This is a genomic window from Acidimicrobiales bacterium (assembly GCA_030747595.1).
GTDB lineage: Bacteria > Actinomycetota > Acidimicrobiia > Acidimicrobiales > MedAcidi-G1 > UBA9410.
Map to the genome: position 1 here is coordinate 1 of JASLKK010000014.1, position 25,878 is coordinate 25,878.

Here is a 25,878-nt window from a genome sequence, read left to right on the forward strand (position 1 = left end):
ACGAGGAGGTCGTGGGTTCAAATCCCGCCTACCCGACCAGGGGGTCTCGGCAGGTTATTGAAAACGGCTCGGCAGGTTTCAACCACCCAAAGTGGTCTCCTTCGACTTGACCACGGTGAAGGAAGGCATCCTCGTCGACCAAGACGACAGCTACGAATGTGCCGACAACCCCGACGGCGACCACCACCAACTCAAACGACGCCGAGAATCGTGATGGTGACCGCATGTGGTGGTTTATGCACTGAACCGGTGGCGCTTCCGGTCCTCGATTGACCTGGTGAAACTGGGACTCCGGTTCTGGGGTTGGCTGCTCAGCAGCCCCGACTGCCCGCATAGGCGAACGCAGCCCGGTCGGCGGTGGTTACCGAAGCCTTCCTATTGAGCCTGGGATACATGACCGAGCCGTCATCGACGCTGTGGCCAATGCCGACTGCGTGGCCGAGTTCATGGATGAGGGTGGTCCGGATGAAGTCTCCACCTGTGTTCGTGTCGAGATCGTGCTTGGTGAGGATCTCGTCGGAGAGCAGGACGATCGCCTGGAAGACGATGAGGCGGTCTACGACCTTCCGGTGCCAGACCTCGGCTGCACCGAGTTCGTGGTCTTCGAGTAGGCCGGTGTCACGGTTGACCCAGATGATCTGGATGGTGTTGGGCTGGGGTGCCGGATTGTCTCCGACGGTGTGAGTTGAGTCAGTTGTCGGGGTGAACTCCAGGCCGGTGAGTTCGCCAAGTTCGGTGATGGCATCCCGGGTGGCCAGGGCGGCAGCTGTGCTATCTGCCGAAGATTCGACGGTGTCGACCGTGACTCGGATCGGCGTGCAGTTGGGCCACAGGGCGGAACCGGTCTCATCGGCGAACATCGCCGTGCTCCCTGCAAGGGCGAGTCCGGAGGCTGGATCGTTGTCGACCCGGTCGGCGCGGCGGGTGGTGCCAGCCCCGGTGAGGGTAAGGAGGTTGCGCACGGACACCGGAAGCTCGACTCGCCATTTCCGGTCAGCCGGGTTGTTGGCCCAGGCGTAGGCCTCGTTGTTGGCCCGGTCGTGCAACTCGTGGTCGCCCTGGTCGGGTGTCGGCGAATCTTGCGAGAGAAGCGCACCGGAAAAGGAGCTGACGAGGAGGGCGGTGGCCACCAGGCCGAGGCCAAGTCGCTTGGCGGGAAGTCGTTTACGATAACTCATACCGTTATTATATGACGGTAATCATGTTTGTCAACACTATTTTCGGTTATCTTTTTCGTTATTGTTTTGCGTCTATATCCGTTGGCGTATAAGGTGTCTCCCAGAGGATGGAGGTATCCAGATGGCACTAGAGCTTGTTGACCTAGCACCGGACTTTGCAGTTTCGACTACCAACGGGGCGATCCGCTTCCCCGACGGATGGGACACCCAACGCCCGTTCCTCCGCGTCGTCGCGCAGCCCCGGGGCTGACCGTGTCCCGCCCCCGAGACCCGGAACTCGACGCCAAGATCATCGAGGCGGCAACCGAGGAGTTCCACGCCGTCGGCTATGGCTCCATGAGCCTGGGGTCGATTGCCGTCCGGGCCGGTGTCCGCCCCGGTGCCGTCTACACCCGTTTCCGGGACAAACGCGATGTGTTACGAGCCATCCTCGAACATGTCTCAACCCTTCGGGCGGAACGGATACGAAACCTCCCCGGCGACGACCCCTACGAGAACCTTCTGTACGCCACTCGCGAGACGCATACTTCGGTCTCCTGGGAACACGCCTTCACAATCCCGGCCCTGGCGCTCATGGGCACCGAGGAGGCCAACGAGGTCCGGGATCTGATCCGCGACGACATGGCCCGTAACCGCCATATGGAACTTCTCCGCCCAGCACTCAAGCAGGCTGTTGCCGCAGGAGTCCTGCCGGACAACATGTCCGTCAACTACGCGTCAGCAATGATCCTCGGCGCCTACTTCACCTTCAGACTCGGCGTCGACTCCGAGCACTGGCCCGCCGACATGCCCGAAAAGCTCCTGCAAACTCTTGGAGCGAAGGCCCCTTAAACCTCCACCGACTACCACGACCCTGACCAAGGACGACGGTTCGACCGTGCAGGTCTCCAAGTGCCCGAACGACCACGGAAAGATCAAGTCCCCACTGTGTTGTGGCGCCGACATGGCGTGCGCTTTCTGAACAGACTCCTGATCCGGACCTGACGGGTCCGGACGTTCTGACAGGTCAGCGAAGACGGAATACGGCGACCGGCGACGTCTGGTCAACGTTGGGTCCGGCACCGTAGGTGACCACCCGATGGATGGTCGGCTCGATGATGGTTCCGGCGGCCACATCAGTGGCGAACCGGGCCTCGAAGCCGTGGGCCGTGAAGTGGTCGGGGTTGATTCCGATGGCGAACAGCGCCCCTGGCCGGGCAATGCGATACAGCTCGTCGAACGCGTCGGGCCCCACATGGCCATGGGTGAACGTGCCACAACTGACAACGGCCCCGTAGGAATTGCCGACCAGGGGCAGCACGGCTGTCAGGTCGCCCACGTGGAGACTCGAGTAGACGGCCTCGCCCGACGCTGTCGACTTGGTGCCAGCCTGCTCCAACATCTCCGGCGACAAGTCGAGGCCGTCGAGTAGTGACGGGCAGCGGTGGTCGAGCCGCAACGCCTCACCGACCAGACCGGTGCCGCAACCGACATCGAGCACCGGCCCGTCGTCAGGAGTCGCCGAGGCGAGAAAGGCCCCTGCTACCCCGAGGTGGTATTGGTAGGCGTTCTCCTTGATGAACCCCGATTCGTAGCTGTCGGCCCACCGGGCGTACAGGTTTCGGTTGTCGTCCGGAGTCTCGACCGCGTAGGCATCAGCCAGGTCGAAATCGCCGTCACCCATCTACTCCACCTCCCCCTCGAATTGATCATTGAGCCCATGGACCCCCCCACAGGAGGGAGGGTGAAAGATCTATCCGAGGGCTCGGAGTAGCACAAGGCCTCCGAGCTTTCGGAAACGCACCACTTGCCTCCCCGGAACGCGACGGAGCCGGGGCATTGGCCCCGACTCCGATTCGCGTGTTGGTTCGCCCCGAAAGGCGCCCGATCAGGCAGCGAGATCCAAATCGGCGATGTCCCGGTTGGCCTCGGTGTCGGCCGCCTTGTGAACGGGCGGAACCGGACGCTGCCGGTCAGCCACCATCTGCTGTCCGAGGGACATGATCGTCCGCACGGCCCGGTCGTTGAAACCGGCGAAGTGGCCGTAGCCGGCAGCCTGGTTCAGGGCCAGAAAGAGGTCCTGCTGTGGGTGCCGGAGGTTGTGGAATGAACGGTTGCTGGAACGCAGCTTGTTGGAACGCATGGCTTGCTCTGTTTCACTGTGGTCCGACGGCCGTCGTCCGGATTCGGCCGGAGGGCTCGTCGAAGCTGTTGTTGTGTCTGACCTGCTCCGATGGCCCCTCCATTTGGAAGTTACCCATCGGTAGATCGCTGCATAGATTCTGGGGCATGGGTCACGCGAATCCACGGCGACTGTGGTCACAGGTGACCCCGGTCGCACCCCGTTACTGGGCAACCGACCGTGGCTATCCGACGGTCAGGTGCCGAGGACGATCATTCCTCCGGGCAGTGCCAGATGGTCCGAGAGTTCCTGCTCGTCGGTGGCCATCCGCCAGTCCAGGAGAGCCGCCGCGTACCCGGCCATCAACGGATGGTCGCTAAGGGGTTCGCACTCATCCGGATCACCCTCAAGGTCGAAGAAGATCGGCGCCATCCCGGCGAAGTGCACGTACTTGCCTCGGTGGTCCCGGTGCACCGCAAGGTTGCACAGGTGACCGTCCAGTCCATCCAACTCCCTGGAACCAGCCCACGCCCGGAAGTCGAATTCCCAATGCGCAGCGGTACGCCAGCCGTCCGGCAGACCACCGTCGGCAACCGATCCGTTGAGGAAGGGCCGCAGTGACCGGCCCTGACACTGCCGGGGCACCTCGACACCGGCCAGGTCGAGCACCGTGGGCATCACGTCGATGTTCTCGGTGAAGTCCTTCACCACCTGGCCCGCCCCACCGATACAGGCCGTTTCGATTCCGGTGCCTCCAGGAGCGCGGACGATCAACGGGATGTAGAACGCCTGATCGTGGAACCCCAACTTTGACATGAGGCCGTGGTCCCCGAGCATCTCGCCATGGTCCGAGGTCACAACCACCACGGTTTCGTCGGTGGCCCCCAGATCGTCCAGAGCCGTGAGGAGGCGGCCCACCTGGGCGTCGACCTCGGCCATCATCCCGTAGTAGGTGGCCCGCACCTGCCGGAGGTCAAGGTCGTCACCCGGCGGCCGATAGGCACCGAAGGCGCGCGCGGCGGCCACGAACGGATGGGTATCGACTCCGCCGTCCACGAGAGGATCGGGCACTGTCGCTGGATCAACGAGATCGTGGTAAGGCGCTGGCGCCGTGAACGGTGGGTGAGGCCGGTAGATCGACGCGTGGACAAACCACGGGTCGCCGACGCCCTCCAGCCGAGCCAGTTCGTCGATCACCTCCCCGACCAGGAACGCCGTCTCGGTCTCCTCGGCGGCAAACGGTGGCGGCGGCCACGACGCCCCCCGACCCACCGGGATGGCCACGTCGTCTCGGGGGCGCAGAAACCGCTCGCGATCCGACACGTCGTGACCCCGGGCCTCCAGCCACCGGTACCAGGGTTCCCGATGTTCGGGTAGGTCAAGCCCCACCCGAAACCCGGGCAGCGGACCCTCGTAGTCCCCGAGCCTCGGATCCCCCGCGGGCACGGTGCGCGGGTCGACCGTGGTGTCGGTGTGGCCGAACAGCACCGGGTCGTACCCCGCGGACCGCATGGCCAGGGCCACGTTGGTGAAGCGGGCGTCCAGCGGGGTGCCGTTCAGAACCGACCGGTGCACGTGCTGGTAGGTGCCGGTAAGCAAGCTGGCCCGACTGGGTCCGCACGGCGCTGCCTGCGCGAAGTGCGAAGCGAACCGCACCCCCTCCGCGGCAAGACGGTCCAGGTTCGGGGTGGACACCGATGGGTGGCCAGCCGCCGAAAGGCAGTCACCACGCCACTGGTCCAGGGTCACCAGCAGAACGTTTGGTCGTCGCATCGTCTCGCATACTGCCAGCCCCGCCGACTCCCGGACAGCAGGTGGCGAACGCGACCGCCACTAACGTCCGGCGATGACTAGGTCACCAACCGTGCGGTCCCTCAGGGACCGGATCCCCCGATCCGGACGACCCCTCGGCCTGCTGCTGGCCTTCACCGGGATGTTCCTGGTCTCCACCGACGCCCTATTGGTTCGGGTGGCAGAACGCGACTCTGCGGTCGACGGCTGGACTATCGCCTGCATGGTCGGCCTCTTCTCCTCGCCGGTGGCCTGGAGTCTGGCCGTCCGGAACATCGGTCGCGATTTTGGACATGAGCTGGTCCGGTGGCGACGCCCACTCCTGGCGACCGGGCTGCTGGGCGCGGTCGGCACCACGTCATTCCTGACCGCGGTGACCCTGACTGCCACATCCAACGTGGTGGCCATTATCGCCTCGGGGCCCATTTTCGCTGCCGTCCTGGCCCGGATAGCCCTCCATGAGCGCACCTCGATGCGAACCTGGCGGGCAATTGGCCTGACCCTGATCGGCATCGTGGTGATCGTCGGAGGGTCGATGGCAAGCGGGGGCATCGCCGGCGACCTGATAGCCCTGCTAGCCATCATGGTCTTCGCCGTCAACCTCGTGCTCTGGCGTAAGTATCCCAACCTGCCCCGTACCCTGGTGGTCGCCGTCACCGCCACCTGTACCTTCCTGCTCACCGCCGTCCCGGCTGATACGAACCTTCTGGACCGTCGGGCTCTGCTAGCCACGCTGGCCATGGGCGGGCTCTTCGGACCGATCGCCCGGCTGTGCATGTCGACGGCCACCCGCCACGCCCCACCTGCCGAGGTCAGCCTCTTCACACCCGTGGAGACGGTCGCCGCTTCGCTGTGGGTTTGGCTGTGGTTCGACGAAGTACCGGCTACCCCGACGTTCATCGGCGGCGTCATCGTGGTGGCATCTGTGTTCTACGGACTGACCGGTCCGGCCCGCGAGGTCGACCCTGAACCCCCGAGGCAAGCATGACCCCACCCCACAACGCGTCAGATCCGGTGCTCAACCAGTTGGCAGCACTGGATATCGAACACGAGGTGATGGCGTGCGATCCCGCCCTGGCCGACACGGCCGACTTCTGTGCCGCCTACAACATCGACCCCGCAGATTCAGCCAACGCCATCCTGGTGGCCGGCAAGGCCCGCGAAGGCGAGGAAAGGCCCTTCGCCCTCTGCCTGGTGCTGGCCACACACCGCCTCGACGTCAACGGCACCGTCCGCCGGCGGCTGGGCTCCCGTAAGGCCTCGTTCGCCGGAGCCGACGAGACGGCGACCCTGACTGGCATGCAGATCGGTGGCGTCACGCCGTTCGGGCTGCCCGACGGCTGCACCGTTCCTATCTGGATCGATGCCGATGTGATGGCCCGGAACCGGGTAGTGGTCGGTGGCGGCTCGCGCGACCGCAAGCTGCTGCTTCCTCCGGTCGGGCTGCTGGCCCTTCCGGGAGCCGAGGCGGTCAACGACCTGGCACGCCTCGTCCCTCCGCAGCCCTAGCCCGAGGTCTGATCACCGGTAGTCCGGATTAGCCCGACCGACCGGGTCGGAACGCAGTCTTAGGAACGCGTCAGGTGTCGGGCCAGTGCGTCACGGGCGCTGCCCGGAGGCGCCTCGTCGACCAGGTGGCGCACGGTGTCGCCCCGCCCGAGTGCTGCCAGCAGGTCGGCGGCCATGATGTCCACGATGCACAGACTGTCCAGCCGGGTGCCTTCGGTGAGCGGGTCCGCGATCAGACCGTCGATCGCCGGGCCGGCCGCCAACTCGGCCCGAACCAACTTGATCGCCGCGGCCTCTAACTCGTCGAGCGCGTCGAGGGCCCGCATGACCTGGGTCGCCTGACCTCTTGGGAGGAGGCCTTCAGATTCCAAATCATCGGTCGACACCCGTTGAGTGTGGATCGAACACACGCGCGATCGGTGGATGCCCGCTGATCTGCCCGGCGACCGGTACCGTCCGCCTTGTGGAACTTGCCGAAGTGCAGACGCTGGTGGAAGATCTTTACGGCGAGGTCGACCGGGCTCGGGGAATCCCGGCCTCCGTGGCCTGGCTCTGCGAGGAACTCGGCGAGCTGGCTCAGGCCACCCGTAAGGGCACGACCGAGCAGCAGCTCCACGAGTTGGGCGACGTGATGGCTTGGTTGGCCAGCTTGGCCAACCAATTGGGCTTGTCGCTGGACGAGGCGATGGCCCGCTATGTGACGGACCCTCCATAGACCGGCCCCGGCAATAGGCCGGAATCGGGTTCAGGCTCGTCGGCGGTGGAGTTCCTCGGCGATTTGGATGGTGTTCAACGCCGCACCCTTGCGAAGGTTGTCACTGGATAGGAAGAGTGCCAGACCATTGGTGCGGGTTTCGTCGGCCCGGATGCGACCCACGATGGTGGGATCCACTCCGGCCGCATCCAACGGTGTGGGCACGGCGGACAAGACGACGCCCGGAGCCCCAGTCAGCAGCTCGGTGGCCCGCTCCGGTGAAATGGGGCGATCGAACTCAGCGTGCACGGTCAACGAGTGCCCGGTGAAGACCGGCACCCGCACGCATGTCCCCGACACCGCGAGGTCCGGGATGCCCAGGATCTTTCGGCTCTCATTACGGAGCTTCTGCTCCTCGTCGGTCTCACCTCGTCCGTCTTCCACGAACGACCCGGCGTGGGCCAATACGTTGAACGCAATGGTCGAGGGGAATGACGACGGCTCGGGGAACGCCACCGCCCGACCGTCATGGGCCAAACCCGACGCGCCGTCGATCACCGCGCTGACCTGGGAGGCCAGTTCAGCGACACCGGCGAGACCGGCACCGGAGACCGCCTGGTAGGTGGCGATGGTCAGGGACCGCAGGCCCGCCTCGGCATGCAGCGGGGCCAACACCGGCATGGCGGCCATGGTCGTGCAGTTCGGGTTGGCGACAATCCCCTTGGGGATGTCGTCGAGTTCGTGGGCGTTGACCTCGGGAACCACGAGGGGCACGTCGGGGTCCATTCGCCAACCCGACGAGTTGTCGATCACCGTGGCGCCTGCCGCGGCCATCTGCGGCGAAAACTCCATCGACGCCGTCTTCCCGGCGCTCACCAGGGCTACGTCGATGCCCGACCAGTCGGCGGTCGCCGTGTCCTCTACAACGATCTCGCGATCGCTCCAGGCAATTGTGGAACCCGCCGATCGGGCTGAGGCGAAGAACCGGAGGGTTCCGACCGGAAAGGCGCGTTCGGCGAGCAGGGTGCGCATGACGCCCCCGACCTGACCGGTGGCGCCGACAATGGCGATGTCCATGGAAATAAGGCTATCCACCGTCCGTCTCGTGCCTGCCCGAGATTCGCAGGCCGAGGCCAGACGGATCCTCGTCTATTTGGAAACGGGTGCGAAAAGGTCTGGCATCGACTCCATGATCGGAAAGCCGCGGCCACAGGCCTGATCGACGAAGGCCCCCAGACGTTGGGCCGACAGATCCAGGTCCCCGGCTTCGACCATCTGGGAGTCGAGCACGTAGGTGAAGACCAGGGCCTGAAGGCGCGGCATGGTAACCGTCTCGGGGTTCAGGCGGTCCAGTTGGATTCCCAGATCGGCGTAGACCCGGTTCAACAGGCCCACGTCGGCTCGGAGCTCGGCGGGCACCCGGTTGTTGGTCCACGCCAGGAGGTTCCGGGTGGCCAGCAACAGGGCGTGTTGGCTGCGTGGATCCAAGAGGCCGTCGTCGGGCAGCACCCGCTCCACCTCGAGGATCAACTCGCCGGACTCGACGGCCAACTCAGCGCAGAAACCAGCGGCCGCCTCGGGAATCGGTCCGCCAGCCAACGAGGTGGTCGGGGCAACGCTGGTCGACGGCGCCATCGACGTCGAGGCAGGCACGGTGGTGCTCGGAGTCACCGTCATCGGGGGGGCCTCAGTGGTCGCGGGCGCCGACGTGGTAGCCGGGGTCTCTCCGATAGTCGTAGGGGGTGGGGCTGTCAGTGTCGACCCCCCACCACACGCCGATACCACCAGACTGGTTAGCGCGATCAAGACCGGCACCACAGTTCGTAAGACGGATCTGATCACCGCCGCGCCACCTTCCGACATCAGCCCCACATGCCGGTCAGGAACTCGAACAACATCGACGAGGAATCACCACAGGTAGCGATCGTCCAGTCACGAAGGCGTGCGGCTGCCGGGTCCACCTCGTCCATGTCTGCCTCAAGGTCCGCCGCGACACGGGCCATCATCCCCAGGAAGGCCGCCATCCGTGCCTCGTTCGCTGCGGAATCGGCCGCTAGGTCGTCCTCGGAAGCTTCAGCCAGGTCCCCGAGAGCCTCAGCCATGAGGGTCCCGATCCGGCCGGTGGTCTCCCGTACCAGTTTGGCGTCATCCCGCAGATCCGGAGGGACCTCGTCGACCAGCCAGGCAAAGACCTCGTCGGTCACCCGGAAGACGCCCACCAGTGCGAACGGATCCGGCTCGGCCCCCGGCTCTGGTTCCATTTCCATGAGGGTGGCCATCATCAGCCCGAGGTGTTCGGCCAGACCGGCACAAACCGCCGGGGCATCGGTCGATATGTCCAACATGGCCTCGGCCGAGCATCGAATCATGTTGGCCATCACCGGGGTGTCCAACAAAAGGTCCATGGCCTCGTCGTCGTCGAGGTTCACCACACCGGTCTCGAACCGCTCCTCCAGGTAGGGAACGAGGTCATCGGCCGTAACCCCCTTGAGCATGCACGCGGGTTCGATGGGCGGTGCATCGGGATCGGCGGCGAGCGACTGGCCGATGCCCAGGCCCACCACGGCGACCACTAGGTCACAGTCCCGAAGGGCGGCCACCGCTAGGGACGCTTGGTCGGGACGGGGACCATTTCGGGTTAGGGCCACTACCTCAGCCGGATCCACCTCGACCAGCAGACGGTCAGCCACGCACCCCAAGTCGGCCTCGGTGAGACCCTCGAGAATCGGTGCGGCAGCCGACACATCGGACACAAACCCGCTACGGGCGTCGTCCGATGAAACCGTGGTGGTCGACACCGACAGCATCGTGGTCGAGACCGCCTCGGTGGTCCCGGGGTCGGCATCGGCCGCGACCGTACCGCCGTGAGTGGCTCCCGAACCACAGGCCGAGATCACGAACAGCGCGCTAAACAGGAGACCGACTAGCGCCGATCGTGGATTGGTCCTCATGGGAACGCCCTCAAGATCGTGTGTGCACCAGGGAAGGTGATCGCCCATTAGGTGAAGGGAGGGATCGGAGAGACGGGACTTAGGCCTCAGCCAAGCCGAAGGCATCGTGGAGGGTCCTCACCGCATCCTCCACCCGCTCGCCATCGACCACACAGCTCACGCGGATGGCCGACGTCGAGATCATCTGAATGTTGACTTCGGCGGCTGCCAACGTCTCAAACATGGTGGCGGCCACGCCGGGGTTGGACCGCATACCGGCACCGACCACGCTTACTCGGGCGATCGAGTCATCCGACGTCACGCCGCCGGCCCCAACCTCGGTGGCCAGACGCTTCGTATGTTCCATGGCCCGTGCCAGATCGGCGTGGGGCACGGTGAACGAGATGTCGGTCACGCCCTGAGCGGACACGTTCTGCACAATCATGTCCACGTTCACCTCGAGGTCGGCCAGCGCACGGAACACCGTGGCTGCCACCCCGGGCTGATCGGGCACGCCGGCCAACGTCATCTTGGCCTCAGACGTGTCGTGGGTGACCGCCGAGACGATGGCCTGTTCCATTTCGGGTACCTCCTCGTCGACCCACGTCCCCTCCTGCCAGGTGAAGGCGGAACGGACGTGGAGGCGCACCCCGTGGGTGCGCGCGTATTCAACCGACCGCATGGCCGGCTTGGGACAACCTGTCGCCGTCATCTCCAACAACTCGTCAAAGGAGATGGCGGACATGCGTCGAGCCGTGGGCACGACCCGGGGATCGGTGGTGAACACCCCGGTCACGTCGGTGTAGAGCTCACAGGCATCAGCGCCTAGGGCGTGGGCGATGGCCACTGCCGTTGTGTCGGATCCGCCACGCCCCAGAAAGGTCACGTCATTGTCGGTCGACACGCCCTGCGACCCACCGAGCACCGGCACCCGGCCGGCATCCAGCGACGCACGGACACGATCGGGCCGGACATCGACGATCTTGGCGTTCTGATGGTTGGTGTCGGTCAGGAAGCCAGCCTGGCTGCCGGTGAACGACTCGGAGTCCACCCCGATGTGGTGCAGGGCCATGCATACGAGCGCCATGGCCTTGCGTTCACCGGCCGTGATGAGCATGTCCATCTCACGGCCCGGGTGGGTAACCGACACCTCGCCGGCCAGCCGCAGCAACTCGTCGGTCTCCTTGCCCATAGCCGAGACCACGAGGACCACCTGGTCGCCACGCCGCACGGTTCGGGCAACGTGATCGGCTACCTCGCGCATGCGATCCGCATCCGCGACCGAGGTGCCTCCGAACTTCTGGACGATGAGTGCCACGGGGCTCCACGCTACCGGCGCCCCATGCGCCGTCTGTTGCAGGTTCCTGGTGGGCACCGGTCCGATCGATCCGCTCCCGGTCTTCGTCGGTAGGGTGCCGATCCATGGTCCAGAAGTCCCGACGTCCCAGCTCTCGAGGTTCTGGGCAACAGCGCTCGACCACCGTCCGGGTGGTGGCCGGCGTGCTGGCCCTGATGATGGTGGGCAGCCTGGCCTTCGTCGTCGTGGGCACCGCCGGGTCAGGGGGCGATGACCCAGTGGCCCTGCCGGTTCCTGACGACTGCCCGGCAGACGACAAGTCCGACGCCCCGCGACTGGCGTTCACCAGTCGCCCCTCCTGGTGTCTGTCCCCCGGTGTCTCCTACACCGCGGTCTTCGACACCACCGAGGGTGAAATCCGGGTCGCCCTTGACAAGGCCCGCACCCCGGAGACGGTTAACAACTTCGTGGTCCTGACACGGTTCGGCTACTACGACGCCACGATGCTGTTCCGGTTCGACCCGTCGATCGACATCATCCAGGGCGGCGCACCGACCACCAATGACTGGTCCGACAGGGGCCCCGGCTACACCATCCCCGATGAAGGCGGCGCATACTACGCCACCACTTCGGGCCAACTCTTAGGCCCGTTCACCTATCAGGCCGGCGATCTGGTGATGGCCCGCTCGGCCGGCCCAGACAGCTCGGGCGCCCAGTTCTTCTTCGCCACCGGATCCCGGACTTCGCTGCTGGACGCCCAGGGCACCTACATCGTCTTCGGCCACGCCGATGAGGCCGGCACGGCAGTGCTACAAGCGATGATGGGCCTCTACGAGGTGGACGAGACCTCGCAGTACGGCGGTGGCCCGAGTCGGGACGTGGTCGTCCGCTCGGTCACCATCGAAGCCGACTGACCGGTCTGACCCCACCCGACACTACGAGGCCGGATCGTGCCGATGCCCGGGACGCGTCCGCCCGTCGAGCCGCCTGCCAGTACCTGGACGTTCCCCCGGGCCGATACGGCTGATGAGAACGGGGTGGTCGGCGTAGGTGCCGACGTAGACCCCGGCACTCTGCTGACGGCCTACCGGTCGGGCCTGTTTCCCATGCCCGTGGAACCGGATGGCCCCATGGCCTGGTGGTCGCCCGATCCCCGGGGCGTGCTCGAGATCAACGACCTGCGGGTGTCCCGATCGCTGAGGCGTTCGCTAGGCCGCTACGAGGTGCGTGTCGACACGGCGTTTGCCGACGTGGTGGTGGCGTGCGCTGATCCGACACGCGACCGGGGCTGGATCGATGAACGCATCGCTGGGGCCTACACCGAGCTCCACCGTCTGGGCTGGGCTCACTCGGTCGAGGCCTGGGACGACTGCGGCCTGGCCGGTGGGCTCTACGGGGTGGCGGTCGGCGGCCTATTTGCCGGCGAGTCGATGTTCCACCGACGCACCGACGCCTCCAAGGTCGCCCTACACCACCTCGTCGATCTCATGGGAACCGAAACCCATCGCCTGATCGACGTGCAGTGGTGCACGCCGCACTTGGCACGAATGGGGGCCAGCGAGATGGACAGGGATCGCTACCTGGAGCGGCTCGCCGACCTGGTCACCGTGCCCGGCCCTTGCTGGCCGGGTGAACCGATCTAGGAGCCCAGCCCGGTACGGGACCGGCGAATCGGCAAGTCGCCAGCTCGCCACCACCGACCCGAGAAGCGCCAGACCCCAGGATCGGGCGGCGTTCGCGCATCGACACCCGACTTCGGCCACAGCGCCTCGACGGCCGCCAGGATGGCCGCCAACTCCTGAGGGGTCGCACCCTCCGCGGTAACCCGGATGCCTGACTGCGCGGACTGCTCAGATTCCATGACCTATTCCTCGATCGCCGCCCGCTAGAGGGGCACGTTTCCGTGCTTGCGGCGAGGAGACTCCTCCTGTTTGGTCACCAACATCCGGAGTCCGGCCACCAGCTTGACCCGAGTGTCGGCCGGGTCGATCACGTCGTCTACGTAACCCCGTTCCGCGGCCACGTATGGATTGGCGAACTTCTCCGTGTACTCGTCAATGAGCTCAGCCCGGCGGGTGTCGGGGTCGGCGGCATCCTGGAGTTCCCGGCGGTGGACGATCTCCACGGCTCCCTGCGGGCCCATGACAGCCAGCTCGGCACTCGGCCAGGCCAGCGACAGGTCCGAACCCACTGACTTGGAGTCCATGACCACGTAGGCGCCGCCGTAGGCCTTGCGGGTGATGACCTGGATGCGGGGCACGGTGGCCTCGCAGTAGGCGTAGAGCAACTTGGCCCCGTGGCGAATGATTCCTCCGTACTCCTGATCGACCCCGGGGAGGAAGCCGGGTACGTCTACGAAGGTGATGATCGGCACGTTGAACGCGTCACACGTGCGAACGAATCGGGCCGCCTTCTCTGAGGCCTCGATATCGAGCACCCCGGCGAAATGCATGGGCTGGTTTCCCACCACGCCGACGCTGCGACCGTCGAGTCGCCCGAAGCCGCACACGATGTTGCCGGCCCAGGCCGAGTGGTACTCGAGGAAGTAGCCGTCGTCGAGCACCGTCTCAATAACGGTCCGCATGTCGTAGGGGACGTTGGCGCTGTCCGGCATGAGGTCGTTCAGCTCGGGACACAGGCGGTCACCGGGGTCATCAGTCTCGACGAGCGGGGCCTCCTCGAGGTTATTGGACGGCAGTTGGGCCAGTAGGGCCTTGACCTCGTCGAGCACTTCATGTTCGTCTTCACACACGAAGGTGGCCACGCCGGACTTCGTCGAGTGACTGCCGGCACCCCCAAGTTCCTCGAGGGTGACCTCCTCGCCGGTGACCGTCTTGACCACGTCGGGACCGGTGATGAACATGTGGGACTTCTCACGGACCATGAAGATGAAGTCAGTCATGGCCGGGCTATACACGGCTCCTCCGGCGCACGGGCCGAGGACCACGCTGATCTGCGGGATGACCCCCGAGGCCTGGACGTTTCGCCAGAAGATCCCGCCGTAACCGTCGAGGCTTACCACGCCCTCCTGGATACGGGCCCCAGCCCCGTCGTTGAGGCCGACGAACGGCGCGCCGACGCTGAGTGCCAGGTCCATGACCTTGTGGATCTTCTCGGCGAACACCTCGCCGAGCGCCCCGCCGAACACCGTAAAATCCTGGGAGAACAGGAAGACTTTGCGGCCGTCGATGGTGCCCCACCCGGTAATCACCCCGTCGGTGTAGGGCCGCTCCTCGATGCCGCTCTCATGCGCCCGATGGCGGGCCAGCATGTCGAGCTCGTGGAAGGACCCCGGGTCAAGCAGGTACTCGATCCGCTCGCGGGCCAACATCTTGCCCTTGTCGTGCTGGCGCTGAACGGCCCGCTCGGGGCCGGCGTGGATCGCCGACTCGCGGCGTTCGTTCAAACCGTCGAGACGTTCGGACATCGTGTGATCGGCCATGGTCGCCACAGGGTACAGAACGCGGTCGTCCTGTCCGAAAGCAGACCGGTACGGTCCGGTCATGGCCCTCGACAATGACGCCACGACGACAACCGGTAGGCCCCCATCTGGGAGGCGAGCTCTCGGCGTTTTCTGCGGTTCCCGTTCCGGCACCGACGACTCGGCGACCGACCTCGCCCGAGAGCTGGGTGGGGCCATGGCCGCAACCGGAATCGACCTCGTCTACGGGGGTTCGCGGATTGGGGTGATGGGTGCGTTGGCCGAGGCCGTGTTGGATGCCGGTGGCCGGATCATCGGTGTGATCCCGTCGGGCCTGTTCGGCGATGAGATGCCACATTGTCGCCTCACCGAGCGCATCGAGGTGGCGGACATGCATGAGCGAAAGCGCATCATGTACGCCCGATCCGACGCTTTCTGCTGCCTGCCCGGCGGGTACGGCACCCTCGAGGAGTTGTTCGAAGCAGCCACCTGGACCCAGCTGGGCCTCCACGATCGGCACAAGCCGGTTGCCCTGTTAGACGGAGGCGCACCCGGATCACCCGGCTACTGGTCCCTCCTCGAGGCGTTCCTGGACGCCATGGTGGATGCGGGTTACGCAAAGCCTGAGAACCGCGGCATCGTCAAGCGGGTGGAAACGGTGGCCGAGGTTCTCTCGCTGCTGGACTGAGACGGGTGCTGGCCGGGCTCGACTAAACCAGTTGCTACTGGTCAGGTGCGTTCGGCGGCCAGCCGACGGGCCCGTTCGGCAACACGGGGGGCGTCGATGTGGGCGCACACCGCCTCAAGGTGGTCGGCTGGGCCGGTCCACCGGAGGTCCTCCACGTCGTCCATGACCGGGGCATCGAGGTCCAGGGTGGCCAGATGCCGGTAGAGCTCGGCGTCGTCGCGCCGCTCGACCAACGTGGCAGCCAGCTTGGCGGCGCTCCGCACCGTGACATCCCAGTCCTCGGCGTCAGCCGGGATCGATTCGAGGTGGCCGTACCGGGCCAGCACGACCGAAGAGGACTTGGCACCCCAGCCAGGAAGACCGGGGATGCCGTCAGCGGTATCGCCGACCAGGGCCAGCCAGTCGGGTATCGAGGTCGGTTCGACGCCGAACTTTTCGACGACGCCCGCCTGGTCGTAGAGGACCTCCCGTCGACGGTCCAGTTGGGCAATGCCCGCCGCATCGTCAACCACCTGGGCGAGGTCCTTGTCCGGCGTGCAGATGTGCACGGCACTGACCCGAGGGTCGGCGCCGGCCCGTACCGCCGCGGCACCCATCGCGTCGTCGGCCTCGTGAGCCACCATGGCGAAGACAGTGAAGCCCGCCGCCTCCAGCACAGCCTCCAATAGCGGGAACTGAGCAAACAGCTCGGGAGGCGTTCCCTCGCCCGTCTTGTAGCCGTCGAACAGGTCGTTGCGGAACGACTCGACCACCCGGTCGGTCGCCACTCCCACGTGAGTAGCGCCGTCAGCCAGCAGACCAAGCATCGATCCCAGCACCCCCCGGGTGGCCGCTACCTCGACGCCCTCGGTCGTTATGTGGGACGGCACGGCGAAGTGGTACCGGAAGAGCTCGTAGGTGCCGTCTACGAGATGGACGACCGGGATGCGGCCGGGATCGTTCACCGTCACCCCCCTACTCCTGAATCCCTTCCTGGACCAGTTCGATCAGGGTGCCGAACGATCCCTTGGGATGGACGAAGGCCACTGTCGTTCCTCGGGACCCCGGTCGGGGTTCAGGATCGATTGCGCGGCCGCCGGCGGCCACGATGGCAGCCAACGCCTCAGCGCAGTCGTCCACCCGGTAGCCGACATGGTGGATGCCCTCACCCCGCTTGGCCAAGAATGTGGTGATGGCCGAACCGGGTCGGGTCCCAGTGGTTAGTTGGAGATAGGACTCGCCGATCTTGAGGAGCGCTTCCTCGACACCATCAATCTCGACCACCTCCCGGTGGTGGACCTCGGCGCCGAAGGCCCGCTGGTGGTAGTCGATGGCCGCCTCAAGGTCATGAACGGCAATGGCCACATGGTCGATCTGGGTTAGCAGCACGAGGTGCCTCCTGTCTGGTTCGGTTTCCGGTTCGTCCTCAGGTGCCGAGGGTCGAAACAGCAACCCCGACCGTGGTAATCCACAGCGCTGTACTCCGTCCTGTGGACAGGACTGTGGATAACTTCCCCCTCCCAGCGGCCGGGCCTCGGACCCTCCGATCGGCCTCAATCTGGCTGTTTTGTGACGATCTGCGGGGCATTTTGGCCTGACTTGTCACAATCTTGTCAATGTTGTAACGTAACTGCAATAGTTGGGAACCACCCCTCCACCCAACTCGGAGACGGCCCCTCGGCGTGGCAAAGGCCCCCGGGGGGGCGTTTCCGTGTCGAAGGTCGTATGCCGGCCCCGTCATCCACCAGGTGTCCACAGGGCATCCAATCGGGGATCTGATACGGCGTCGACTGGTCCAGATAGCTGGGTTCACGACACAACACCGGCTCAAACCCCGTCCAGCCGACGACGACCCTCAAGCGCCCGGCCCAACGTGAGTTCGTCGGCGTACTCCAGATCGCCCCCCACTGGCAGCCCACTGGCGATCTTGGTGACCACCAAGCCCAATGGCCCCACGAGACGGGCCAGGTACATCGCGGTGGCCTCCCCTTCGATGTTCGGGTTAGTGGCCAGGATCACCTCAGCTACGCCCTCCGAGTCCAGCCTGGCCAGCAGTTCCCGGATCCGAAGCTGGTCGGGGCCGATCCCCTCGATGGGGCTGATGGCTCCGCCGAGTACGTGGTAACGACCACCGAACTCGCCCGTTCGTTCCACGGCAACGATGTCCCGAGGCTCCTCGACCACGCACAAGATCGATCCGTCGCGGCGATCGTCCGCGCACACCGGGCAGAGTTCAGCCTCAGCGATGTTGAAGCACCGATCACAAAATCGCACCCGATCCTTCATCTCGTCGATGGCCACCGTGAGTCGGGTGGTGTCCTCGACCGAGAGCTTCATCAGGTGGAAGGCCAGACGTTGAGCCGACTTGGGTCCGACGCCGGGCAGACGTCCCAACTCGTCGATCACCGCCTGGACGGCATCTGCGTACACCTCGACGACCCCGGTCCGGTCAGTCCGGCTCGACCAGGGCAGCCCCCGGGAACGCCTCGGTGAGTCGTTCCACGGCCGAACCCTCAGCCGCGTCCGCATCCACAAGGGCGGACAGGTCGACCTCATCATCAGCCTGGGGGGTCCGGGCTTCAGGAGTCGCCGTCTTTCCACCGGTCGGCATCCCATCAGAAGAGCCGTCATCGACCACCAGCCGGACGGAAAGCGTCGTCTGGAACCGGTCCGCCAAAACAGCCTCCAACTCGCCACGGAGGTCCTCGCAGCGCTTCCGATGTGGCTCGTTGGGTAGCCCCATCACCGCGGTGCCGTCCTCAACCGCGATGAACCGGCCAGCGGAGAAGCGTGCCCGACCCTTACGGCTCATCTGCTCAAGGAGGTCGCCAGCCCATGCCCCAGCAAGTTCCTCGAGGGGTGGAACAGACCCGCCGCCCACGGAGGCCACGGCGGGAGCCGCGACAGGGGCAGGTTCATCGGTGGGCGGAGGAGGGGGCGACGCGCTCGGCCGCGCCTCAGCGAGCCGAGCCCGTCCCTCAGCAGCCGGACCCGACACCGATCGCGATGCCGGCAGAGGCGGTAGAGACGGAGTTGCCGGTGGTTCTGGCGGTGCAGGTCGTCCTGGGGGTGCTGGGGGTGGAGGCGACGCAGAACCTGACGTCGGCGCTGAGGTCTCCGGCGGCAACCCACCTGTCGACTTCAGCGCCGACTCCAGGGTCGACTCGAGCCGTTCAATCCGACGAGTGAGAGCGGCGATGGTCGCGGAAGCATCGTCTGCTCCCTGGGCCGTGGTGGGAACCGCGCCCGCGCCAGTGGCCGCGCCGGCAGTCAGACGGACAAGGGCCACCTCCAAGTCAACCCGGGGGTCCGGCGAACGGCGCATGGCCACTAGCGCCGAGCCGAGGGCTTCGAGCGAACGGGTAATGACCACCGGGGTGACCTGCTCGGCGAACGCCTCGGCGCGAACACGGTCGGCCTCGGCCAACTGCGTGGCCGGCACCCCCATCGAGACCAGGAAGGCCTCCCGGAGGGCCGCCAGCAGCGCCTCACCGGTGACCCGGGGCTCTCGCCCCCGTGCAATACCTGCGGCGAGTGCCCCGAGGGCCGCACCAGCGTCACCGGCAGCCAGCGCAGCCAGCAGGGCATCGGTGGTGCTGTCGTCGTCGGTGACCCCGCCCGCCACCACGCGGTCCAGTGCCGACAAGGTGTCTCGCGCCGAGCCTCGCCCGGAACGCACGGCATGGGAGATACCCGCTTCGTCCACGTCGAGGCCGGCGTCGGCCACCACGTCACGGGCCAGTGCCTCGAGCTGTTCGGCCGGGAGGAGGTTCAACTCGAGGTGCTGGGAACGACTGCGGATGGTCTCGACCACCTTGTGGGGTTCGGTGGTAGCCAGTACGAACACCACGTGGTCGGGCGGTTCCTCCAGGGTCTTGAGGAGTGCGTTCTCGGCACCCGAGGTGAGCATGTGTACCTCGTCCAGCAGGTACACCTTGGTGCGTCCCGGAGTTCCCAAAGCCACCTTGGCCAGCAGTTCGCGCATGTCATCGACCTTGTTGTTGGACGCAGCGTCCAACTCGTGGAGGTCGAACGACGTCCCGGCGTTCACAGCCTCACAAGAGGCACACGCACAACACGGCTCACCAGCCTCGGGCTGGGTGCAGTTCAGTGCCTTGGCCAGGATCCGGGCAGCTGTTGTCTTCCCAGTGCCTCGGGGCCCGCTCAGCAGATAGGCATGTAGCACCCGCTCCCCGGCCACCGCATTTCGCAGGGCGGCCACCACGTGTTCCTGGCCCCGCATCTCAGCGAACCGCTGCGGTCGATACCGGCGGTAGAGGGAGGTGTAGGCCACGCGCCGACCCTACAACCGGGCGGTGACGGGACACTCTGGAAGGCCGCGCTAGCTCCACACCAGGGTCAGACAGGAGGGGATTCGGCGGAGGGAGTGGGATTCGAACCCACGGTGACGGTGAAGCCACACACGCGTTCCAGGCGTGCCGAATCGTCCGCTCTCGCATCCCTCCGGGAACCGGCCGGGGCCGGGATCCGGGCGCTAAGGGTATCGTTGCCGGACACCCGTTCTGGAGTGTGGCGGTCGGGTCCTGTGCGATCGGAGCCTGTGAATCGAGTCAGGGCCGGAAGGCAGCAGCTCTCAGCGGAACCTCTGAGGTGCCGCAGGTCACCTGGCCGCCACGCTCGAGAACGGGTGTTGCCCATTTCCACAACCCGGCATTGACCACCGGTCGTCTGCCGCTAATCGTCGACCCCTATCGTCACCACATGACCTCCACCAAGTTCGAATCCGCTGACCAGCTGCACGAGTGGATGGGCCTCGCCCTGGCCGAAGCCGAGGCGGCAGGGACCGAGGGCGAGGTGCCGATCGGTGCTGTGGTGGTGATCGACGGCGAGGTGGTGTCCCGACGACACAACAAACGTGAGGCCACAGGTGATCCGACGGCCCACGCCGAGGTCCTGGCGTTGCGGGACGCAGCGGCCCACGCCGGGACATGGCGCCTTTCCGAAGCCACTCTGGTAGTCACGATGGAACCCTGCCCGATGTGTGCCGGCGCGGCGTGGGCGGCCCGAGTCGGCCACGTGGTCTGGGGCGCAGCCAACGATGACGCCGGTGCTATGGGCAGCCTCTACAACCTCGCCGCCGACCCCCGACTGAACCACGAGCATCTGGTCACCGCCGGGGTACGGGCCGATGAGTGTTCGGCCCTGCTGGTGGACTTCTTCACCGAACGACGCTGAACCCGCCGGTTGGCCGGCCTCCAGCGCATCAGTAGCCTCGCCGGTGGAAGGTTGCCAGAGCGGACGAATGGGGCGGCCTCGAAAGCCGTTGTGGCCTCCGGGTCACCGTGGGTTCAAATCCCACACCTTCCGCCACCTGCACGATGCCCGGGTCTCACGGCCCGGGCATCGGCTCTTTTCCCGTTCACTTTCCCGTTCACGCCGCCGGGACCGATGCCGGACCGGGTCAGCGGACGTTGGTGGGATCGGAAAGGGCAATCCAGATCGCTTCTTCATGGGACCACTCGGCCAAACTGAGCGTGTCGCGGGCATCAGCCTTTCCAGGACCAATCGAGTTGTAGGGCTGAGCGGTGACCGAAAATGTCCCGAGAGATTCGGCCGCTTCCCTAAATGAGTCATTGGTGAGGTCCGGACCTGCTGCCGTTGCGATGTAGCGGAACAGTTCGAAGGACTTGCAGACGTTCATGGATCCGGCCCAGTAGTTCGTCTGGCCTGGCTCAAGGAGGTTAGGGGAGAGAACCTCCAAGCCGAGAGCAGGTTCGATGATCGACATGCACTCGGCAGTGTCCGGATCCTCTGATGATTCGAACGCCCTGTTGGTCAGCAACTGGCCGGCGCTCTCGATACCTTCCGGCGGACTATCCATCCAGCTATTGGTTGAGTCACCGTTCAAGATGAGCACGGTGAACTCGTCACCCAGCCGGAACAGGTATTCCATCGCATAGTTGGCTTCTCCAACAAACATGATCGTGGATACAGCCTCTGAGCGAGCTCGCTCAAGCAGAACCTCGAGAAAGGCAATAGTGGCCGTCTCGTCGCCGGTATTCGTGTTTGCAACACTGATCGGCACCTGCATGTCCACTTCGATCAGTGCTGCCTTGGTGTCGGCCATGATCGCTTCGTACTCGGCATTGGCGCCGAAGATCATGATCGGTCCTAGACCGTCGAGGCGCCCGGTCTCACGAAGAAGGTTGACGAATGCCCTACCCCTCCTTCCAAGACTCATGTCGTAGGAGATCCATGGTGCAGTTGATTCCGCAAGTTGTTCGGGTGTTGGCTTACCCCCGATCAGGATCGTGTCGTAGGTCCCAGGAAAACAAAGGTTCGTGCTCTCGGCGCCAGGTCCAGCAAAGCCATTGAGGACAACGAACACCCTGTGGTCCTCGGCTAACTCGACGCACGTCGTCTCGGCCGAAACCGGACCCACCGGTAGGAAATGGCTGTGGACTAGTTCGATCATGCGACCGTGAATGCCACCGGTGGAATTGATGTGGGCTACATAGGCGTCCACCATGTCGTCATAGTTGGCATACGGCAGCGGGATCCCGTAGGTCTCCGTGAACTTCTCGAAGTCGATCGAGGCAAACCCGACCTTGATGGTCTCGGCGGTCACACCCCGGAACGAATCGGTGAGGACGATCGGCGCCTCAGTAGTCGTCGTGGTCGTTCCCGCCGGGGCCTCAGTGGTGGTCGTTGCGTCTAGCGGCTCATCCGGTGGATCTGTGGTTGCCGGAACGGCCGTCGTAGTCGACGCAATCGTCGTCGTTGCGTCTAGCGGCTCATCCGGTGGATCTGTGGTCGCCGGAACGGCCGTCGTAGTCGACGCAATCGTCGTCGTTGCTCCAGCAGTGGTTGGTGCCGGTTCCGCCCCGTCAGTGCCGCCTCCACCGCAGGCCCCCGCCATCAAGGCCAATGCCACCAACACGGCGAGCGTCCAACGGTGCGGATTTCCTTTGGCCATGGTCCCCCCAGACTTGGTCCTCGTCTGCCGACGACCCACTGGGACGCCATCCATTGTCAAACCGTAGGCGCTTGGGAGTGGTGCTGCCATCCCAAGGACCCGCTCAGTGAACTCTCCCCGGGAGGTAGTTAGGAGAAAGGCGGGCGCGGGTGGTCTTCCTGGGGCTGAGTCCTTCCGTCGACTCGAACAGGGATCGAGCCGCCATACGCTCGGCCGTCAGGTCGTCCCATGGTTCATCATCGACACCGACCCGTCCAGCTGACTCACGCAACGCTTTCCAATCGGTCAAGGAGCACACCCACTAGATGGTCGACAGTGGTCGACGGTTCCGGCGACAAGGTCAGTCGGCCGTCGCGCACTAGTGCGGCGTACCCGGTCGTGATGGCTAGTTGCAGACGGACCCAGTGGACTCGATTCTCGGTATCAAGGCCTAGCGAGGTCAGCACGGTCTGAAGTGGTCCGCCAGCCCGTTCGATTGACGCCACCAGTTCCGGATCGTTGCCTGGTGGGTGGACCGTGGCCTCGGACCGGCCCGGGTGCGCCAACGCGTGGTCCAACTGCGTTCGGACAATGGCCTCGACCGCGTCTCGTCCCGAGCGGCCAACTGCCGCTGTCGTGACCAGACCAGCCAACTCGTCGAGGCACAACAGTGCTAGCAGGCGACGCAGTCCAGCGGTCCCGTCTACGTGGGCGTAGAGAGACTGGCTGCGAATGCCCAGTCGATCTGCCACAGCAGAAGGTCGAACCGCTTCGAGACGACCAGCTTCGTCCAGCATCGCCAGTGCGGCCTCGGCCACCTGTTCTGACGTGACTCCCCGGCGCGCCGCCATAGCCGTCGATTCAACCCCCTGTTGCCGACTCTGTCAACATCTGTCAGACTTGAGTCTGATGAATGTAGACAGTCTAAACGACCCAACCTCCGTCCTGCTTCAAGTCGACGACGGTGCCGACCTAGTGAATGCACTAGCTGAACACGGCTGGGGGGACGGCCTCCCCGTGATCGCCCCCACCCCCGAGCGGGTCGATGCCATGCTGGCCGGGAACCCCGGCGACGCTGTCATCGCCGTACTTCCCCCCCGCTTCGGCGAGGCCACCCGACGAACCCTGGCCATCAACGCGGTGATGGCCGGCTGCCTCCCAGCGCACCTCCCCGTCCTGGAAGCCGCCGTCAGGGCACTGTCCCAACCCGAGCTGAACCTACGGGGGGTGAACGCGACGACCCACTGCGTGGCGCCACTGCTGATCGTCCACGGCGAAATAGCCCGCACCGCCGGCTACCACGGCGGCCTCGGAGCCTTCGGTCCCGGCAACCGGGCCAACGCCGCTACCGGTCGAGCCATGCGCTTGGTGCTCCTCCATGTGGCTGGAGCCACGCCCGGGGACGGCGACGCCTCCACTCAGGGCAGCCCAGCCAAATACGGCTACTGCGTGGCAGAAAATGTCGACGCCTCTCCGTGGCCCGCCTACCCGACAACCATCGGCGTGGATACGGCCTCGGCGGTGACCGTGCACTGCGGTGAGGCGCCCCACAACGTGCATGACATGGAATCCGACGACCCGGCACGCATCCTCGACAAGGTGGCCTCGGCCATGGCCACCACAGCCCAGAACAACGCCTGCATCAGCCAGGGCGAGTACCTGGTGGCGCTCTGCCCGGAGCATGCCGCCACATGTGCCGATGCCGGTTGGTCGCGTCGTGACGTGGTGTCCTACCTGTTTCAGAAGGCCCGCCTTCCGGCCGCCGAACTCAAGCGGGCATTCACCCTCCGAGCCTGGGAACCATGGATGGAACGGCTTGGCGACCACGACCCCGCTCCAATGACCGCCCACCCGGACAACATCCGGATCCTCGTGGTTGGTGGACCCGGCAAACACAGTTCGGTGATTCCCAGTTGGGGCATGACCCAAAGCGTGACCCTGCCCATCCTTTCGAAGACCACCTGTCCAGAAGCAGGTCTCGACTCATGTTGATCCACCGGCCTGACGGCGACGTTGCCACGCCCCCAGCCCAGCGGGCTCCTTCGCCGACGGTGCTGGCCGGATGCCGTATTGGCATCCTGGACAACCGCAAGCCCAACGCCGACGTCCTGCTCGAGCAGCTAGCCAAGCGGCTCGCTGAGCGCACCGGAGCCACCGTGGTCCACACGGCAACCAAGAACGCTGCCATTCCCTGTGGGGATCAGGTTCTCGACCTACTAGCTGAGGAGGTCGACGTGATCCTCACCGGCACCGCTGATTGAGGAAGTTGTACGTCGTGGAGTGTCCACGACTCTGTGAAGCTCGAAGCAGCTGGCCGGCCCACCGTCCTGGTGGCGACTGGGGCCCTGCGGGAACTGGCTGACCAGACGGCCTACGACCTGGGCCTGGCTGACCTGCGGGTGGTCTCGGTGGCTCATCCGATCGGGGGCGTCGACCCTGACGAGATCCGGCGGCGGGCCGATGGCGTGGTCGACGAGGTACTGACGCTGCTCACCGTCACCACGGGAGGTAACCCATGACCATCACCATTGACCATGGTGGCCGACGTGCACTGGTCACCGGTGCCGGTGCCGGCATCGGACGAGAGATCGCCCGCTGGCTGGCTCGCGCTGGGGCCGACGTGGCCGTCAACGACCTGGTGCCCGAGCGGGCCGAGGCCGTCGTCGCGGAGATCAACACCGAGGCCGGAACGTCAGACGGTTCGGGTCGAGCAGTGGCTGTGCCCGCCGACTGCCGGGACGATGAGGCCGTGGAATCTCTGGTTACCGCCACCGTCGACCACCTCGGCGGACTGGACCTCGCGGTCAACAACGTCGGAATGCTGCCCCCAGGGCGACGACCACAGCCCTTCGTGGCCAACCGGGCCGACGACTGGCGCGACATCGTCGACCAGAACCTGGTCGTGGCTGCCCTGTGCGCCCGTGCCGAGGCCGAGGCCATGCTGCAGGCCAGCACCAACGGGTCGATCCTGTTCGTGACATCGGGTGAGACCACCCGGCCGGCGCCCTACAACGCGGTCTACGCCGCGGCGAAGGCCGCCATCAACCACTTGGTGACCACCATGGCGGTCGAGTTGGGTCCGAATGGGATCCGGGTGAATGCCATGGCCCCCGGGACCACACTCACCGAAATGGTGGCCCCCGCGTTCACCAAGGAACGAGTGACCGCTCTGGTGGCCTCGACACCTCTGCGGCGCATGGTCGAACACGATGAGTTGGCCAGACTGGCCGTATTCCTCACCAGCGACCTGGCCCGGTGCATCACTGGACAGTTCGTGCTGGCTGATGCCGGGGCGTTCCTGTCCCGTAGCCGTCCGGCCAACGACGAGGGCTTGGTCAACCCACTGGGGGGCTCCAACGCCAGCTGAGTTGAGA

General features: G+C 65.5%; 30 protein-coding genes, 2 tRNA genes and 1 other RNA gene. 15 read left to right on the forward strand and 18 right to left on the reverse strand.

What is annotated here, in order from left to right; all coding sequences use genetic code 11:
* The first annotated feature begins 91 nt into the window (after positions 1-91).
* Positions 92-214, forward strand: a complete 123-nt coding sequence (locus QF777_10360) for a hypothetical protein (protein ID MDP6911949.1) — start codon at positions 92-94, stop codon at positions 212-214.
* A 97-nt stretch (positions 215-311) separates the two neighbouring features.
* Here the strand turns inward: QF777_10360 and QF777_10365 are convergent, their stop codons facing one another.
* Entirely contained in the window at positions 312-1,178 is an 867-nt protein-coding gene (locus tag QF777_10365) for a matrixin family metalloprotease (GenBank protein ID MDP6911950.1), read from the reverse strand.
* 252 nt (positions 1,179-1,430) lie between these two features.
* Between QF777_10365 and QF777_10370 the strand changes: the two genes are divergently transcribed.
* Positions 1,431-2,009, forward strand: coding sequence for a TetR/AcrR family transcriptional regulator (locus QF777_10370; protein MDP6911951.1), 579 nt, complete (start codon positions 1,431-1,433; stop codon positions 2,007-2,009).
* A gap of 175 nt (positions 2,010-2,184) precedes the next feature.
* Here the strand turns inward: QF777_10370 and QF777_10375 are convergent, their stop codons facing one another.
* The 3 genes from QF777_10375 to QF777_10385 form a co-directional block, all read right to left on the reverse strand.
* Positions 2,185-2,841 carry a class I SAM-dependent methyltransferase gene (locus QF777_10375; GenBank protein ID MDP6911952.1) on the reverse strand — a complete coding sequence of 219 codons (657 nt, stop codon included), beginning with the start codon at positions 2,839-2,841 and terminating at the stop codon, positions 2,185-2,187.
* A gap of 204 nt (positions 2,842-3,045) precedes the next feature.
* Positions 3,046-3,300, reverse strand: coding sequence for a hypothetical protein (locus QF777_10380; protein MDP6911953.1), 255 nt, complete (start codon positions 3,298-3,300; stop codon positions 3,046-3,048).
* A gap of 234 nt (positions 3,301-3,534) precedes the next feature.
* The gene (locus QF777_10385) at positions 3,535-5,052 is read right to left on the reverse strand and encodes a sulfatase-like hydrolase/transferase (GenBank protein MDP6911954.1); all 1,518 of its coding nucleotides are present in this window, start codon (positions 5,050-5,052) and stop codon (positions 3,535-3,537) included.
* A 73-nt stretch (positions 5,053-5,125) separates the two neighbouring features.
* Here QF777_10385 and QF777_10390 point away from each other — a divergent pair, with 73 nt between their 5' ends.
* The gene (locus tag QF777_10390; protein ID MDP6911955.1) at positions 5,126-6,058 is read left to right on the forward strand and encodes a DMT family transporter; all 933 of its coding nucleotides are present in this window, start codon (positions 5,126-5,128) and stop codon (positions 6,056-6,058) included.
* Positions 6,055-6,579 carry a YbaK/EbsC family protein gene (locus QF777_10395; protein ID MDP6911956.1) on the forward strand — a complete coding sequence of 175 codons (525 nt, stop codon included), beginning with the start codon at positions 6,055-6,057 and terminating at the stop codon, positions 6,577-6,579. Before QF777_10390 ends, QF777_10395 begins: the two co-directional genes overlap by 4 nt.
* Before the next feature lie 59 nt (positions 6,580-6,638).
* Here the strand turns inward: QF777_10395 and QF777_10400 are convergent, their stop codons facing one another.
* A complete protein-coding gene (locus QF777_10400) occupies positions 6,639-6,965 on the reverse strand; it encodes a hypothetical protein (GenBank protein MDP6911957.1) in 327 nt (108 codons plus the stop codon).
* A gap of 77 nt (positions 6,966-7,042) precedes the next feature.
* On the opposite strand from QF777_10400, the gene QF777_10405 reads away from it, so the two are divergent.
* The gene (locus QF777_10405; GenBank protein MDP6911958.1) at positions 7,043-7,294 is read left to right on the forward strand and encodes a MazG nucleotide pyrophosphohydrolase domain-containing protein; all 252 of its coding nucleotides are present in this window, start codon (positions 7,043-7,045) and stop codon (positions 7,292-7,294) included.
* A 30-nt stretch (positions 7,295-7,324) separates the two neighbouring features.
* Here QF777_10405 and QF777_10410 read toward each other — a convergent pair whose 3' ends face one another.
* The 4 genes from QF777_10410 to QF777_10425 form a co-directional block, all read right to left on the reverse strand.
* A complete protein-coding gene (locus QF777_10410) occupies positions 7,325-8,350 on the reverse strand; it encodes an aspartate-semialdehyde dehydrogenase (protein ID MDP6911959.1) in 1,026 nt (341 codons plus the stop codon).
* A gap of 72 nt (positions 8,351-8,422) precedes the next feature.
* Positions 8,423-8,950: a hypothetical protein gene (locus tag QF777_10415; protein MDP6911960.1), complete on the reverse strand. Its 528-nt coding sequence runs from the start codon at positions 8,948-8,950 to the stop codon at positions 8,423-8,425.
* 185 nt (positions 8,951-9,135) lie between these two features.
* Complete coding sequence (locus QF777_10420; GenBank protein ID MDP6911961.1) at positions 9,136-10,224, reverse strand: hypothetical protein; 1,089 nt, start codon at positions 10,222-10,224, stop codon at positions 9,136-9,138.
* 79 nt (positions 10,225-10,303) lie between these two features.
* Complete coding sequence (locus tag QF777_10425) at positions 10,304-11,521, reverse strand: aspartate kinase (GenBank protein ID MDP6911962.1); 1,218 nt, start codon at positions 11,519-11,521, stop codon at positions 10,304-10,306.
* Positions 11,522-11,625: 104 nt separating this feature from the next.
* Here QF777_10425 and QF777_10430 point away from each other — a divergent pair, with 104 nt between their 5' ends.
* The gene (locus tag QF777_10430; protein ID MDP6911963.1) at positions 11,626-12,414 is read left to right on the forward strand and encodes a peptidylprolyl isomerase; all 789 of its coding nucleotides are present in this window, start codon (positions 11,626-11,628) and stop codon (positions 12,412-12,414) included.
* A gap of 42 nt (positions 12,415-12,456) precedes the next feature.
* A complete protein-coding gene (gene aat / locus QF777_10435) occupies positions 12,457-13,143 on the forward strand; it encodes a leucyl/phenylalanyl-tRNA--protein transferase (protein MDP6911964.1) in 687 nt (228 codons plus the stop codon).
* On the opposite strand, the gene QF777_10440 is transcribed toward aat, so the two are convergent.
* A complete protein-coding gene (locus QF777_10440; GenBank protein MDP6911965.1) occupies positions 13,140-13,361 on the reverse strand; it encodes a hypothetical protein in 222 nt (73 codons plus the stop codon). The genes aat and QF777_10440 overlap by 4 nt on opposite strands.
* A gap of 24 nt (positions 13,362-13,385) precedes the next feature.
* Positions 13,386-14,942 carry an acyl-CoA carboxylase subunit beta gene (locus tag QF777_10445; GenBank protein ID MDP6911966.1) on the reverse strand — a complete coding sequence of 519 codons (1,557 nt, stop codon included), beginning with the start codon at positions 14,940-14,942 and terminating at the stop codon, positions 13,386-13,388.
* 61 nt (positions 14,943-15,003) lie between these two features.
* Here QF777_10445 and QF777_10450 point away from each other — a divergent pair, with 61 nt between their 5' ends.
* Entirely contained in the window at positions 15,004-15,609 is a 606-nt protein-coding gene (locus tag QF777_10450; protein MDP6911967.1) for a TIGR00730 family Rossman fold protein, read from the forward strand.
* Positions 15,610-15,650: 41 nt separating this feature from the next.
* On the opposite strand, the gene QF777_10455 is transcribed toward QF777_10450, so the two are convergent.
* The 5 genes from QF777_10455 to QF777_10475 form a co-directional block, all read right to left on the reverse strand.
* The gene (locus QF777_10455) at positions 15,651-16,553 is read right to left on the reverse strand and encodes a 5'-3' exonuclease H3TH domain-containing protein (GenBank protein MDP6911968.1); all 903 of its coding nucleotides are present in this window, start codon (positions 16,551-16,553) and stop codon (positions 15,651-15,653) included.
* Between the two features lie 10 nt (positions 16,554-16,563).
* Positions 16,564-16,977 (reverse strand): methylmalonyl-CoA epimerase, encoded by a 414-nt coding sequence (gene mce, locus QF777_10460; GenBank protein ID MDP6911969.1) that lies wholly within the window; start codon positions 16,975-16,977, stop codon positions 16,564-16,566.
* Positions 16,978-17,415: 438 nt separating this feature from the next.
* Positions 17,416-18,018, reverse strand: a complete 603-nt coding sequence (gene recR / locus QF777_10465; GenBank protein ID MDP6911970.1) for a recombination mediator RecR — start codon at positions 18,016-18,018, stop codon at positions 17,416-17,418.
* 19 nt (positions 18,019-18,037) lie between these two features.
* On the reverse strand, positions 18,038-19,882 hold the full coding sequence (dnaX, locus tag QF777_10470; protein ID MDP6911971.1) for a DNA polymerase III subunit gamma/tau: 1,845 nt from the start codon (positions 19,880-19,882) through the stop codon (positions 18,038-18,040).
* A gap of 85 nt (positions 19,883-19,967) precedes the next feature.
* Positions 19,968-20,054: transfer RNA gene (locus tag QF777_10475), tRNA-Ser, on the reverse strand.
* A 69-nt stretch (positions 20,055-20,123) separates the two neighbouring features.
* On the opposite strand from QF777_10475, the gene ffs reads away from it, so the two are divergent.
* The 3 genes from ffs (at position 20,124) to QF777_10490 (ending at position 20,919) form a co-directional block, all read left to right on the forward strand.
* Positions 20,124-20,222: signal recognition particle sRNA small type (ffs, locus tag QF777_10480), an RNA gene on the forward strand.
* Between the two features lie 88 nt (positions 20,223-20,310).
* Positions 20,311-20,784 carry a nucleoside deaminase gene (locus tag QF777_10485; GenBank protein MDP6911972.1) on the forward strand — a complete coding sequence of 158 codons (474 nt, stop codon included), beginning with the start codon at positions 20,311-20,313 and terminating at the stop codon, positions 20,782-20,784.
* Positions 20,785-20,829: 45 nt separating this feature from the next.
* A tRNA-Ser gene (locus QF777_10490) sits at positions 20,830-20,919 on the forward strand.
* A 91-nt stretch (positions 20,920-21,010) separates the two neighbouring features.
* Here the strand turns inward: QF777_10490 and QF777_10495 are convergent.
* Positions 21,011-22,579 carry a hypothetical protein gene (locus QF777_10495; GenBank protein MDP6911973.1) on the reverse strand — a complete coding sequence of 523 codons (1,569 nt, stop codon included), beginning with the start codon at positions 22,577-22,579 and terminating at the stop codon, positions 21,011-21,013.
* Positions 22,580-22,788: 209 nt separating this feature from the next.
* On the reverse strand, positions 22,789-23,355 hold the full coding sequence (locus QF777_10500; protein MDP6911974.1) for a TetR-like C-terminal domain-containing protein: 567 nt from the start codon (positions 23,353-23,355) through the stop codon (positions 22,789-22,791).
* A gap of 58 nt (positions 23,356-23,413) precedes the next feature.
* On the opposite strand from QF777_10500, the gene QF777_10505 reads away from it, so the two are divergent.
* From QF777_10505 to QF777_10520, 4 genes are read left to right on the forward strand one after another with little or no spacing between them, the layout of a single operon-like run.
* Positions 23,414-24,496, forward strand: coding sequence for a hypothetical protein (locus tag QF777_10505; GenBank protein ID MDP6911975.1), 1,083 nt, complete (start codon positions 23,414-23,416; stop codon positions 24,494-24,496).
* Complete coding sequence (locus tag QF777_10510; protein ID MDP6911976.1) at positions 24,490-24,765, forward strand: hypothetical protein; 276 nt, start codon at positions 24,490-24,492, stop codon at positions 24,763-24,765. The genes QF777_10505 and QF777_10510 overlap by 7 nt, the downstream gene beginning before the upstream one ends.
* A gap of 33 nt (positions 24,766-24,798) precedes the next feature.
* On the forward strand, positions 24,799-25,023 hold the full coding sequence (locus QF777_10515; protein ID MDP6911977.1) for a hypothetical protein: 225 nt from the start codon (positions 24,799-24,801) through the stop codon (positions 25,021-25,023).
* A complete protein-coding gene (locus QF777_10520; protein ID MDP6911978.1) occupies positions 25,020-25,871 on the forward strand; it encodes an SDR family oxidoreductase in 852 nt (283 codons plus the stop codon). The genes QF777_10515 and QF777_10520 overlap by 4 nt, the downstream gene beginning before the upstream one ends.
* Positions 25,872-25,878: the final 7 nt, after the last annotated feature.